Consider the following 258-nt stretch of genomic DNA (forward strand, 5'->3'; position numbering starts at 1 on the left):
GCTCCGCTCGCAAACAGAATTGACTCAATTTGGGTGTAAAGTGCTCTAGTCCTACTGGACGATCACCTCCGGCCCCATCAGCGCCGTCGGCAGCACCGTGGAGATCCAGGGCACGTAGGTGACGATGATGAGGAAGAGGAAGAGGATGCCCAGCCAGGGCAGCGCCGCCCTGACCACGTCCAGCACCGGCATGCCCGCAACGCCCGAGGTGACGAAGAGGTTGAGGCCCACCGGCGGCGTGATCATGCCGATCTCCAT

The 258-nt window shown here is 62.4% G+C and carries 1 protein-coding gene; it reads right to left on the reverse strand.

The annotated features are described in order from the left end of the window. Window positions 1-51 precede the first annotated feature (51 nt). Window positions 52-258 (reverse strand): TRAP transporter large permease subunit (locus SB717_RS37460; RefSeq protein ID WP_410908194.1); only part of this gene is annotated, 207 nt, incomplete at its 5' end.

The sequence above is a fragment of the Priestia sp. SIMBA_032 genome (assembly GCF_046535215.1).
GTDB classification, from domain to species: domain Bacteria; phylum Bacillota; class Bacilli; order Bacillales; family Bacillaceae_H; genus Priestia; species Priestia aryabhattai.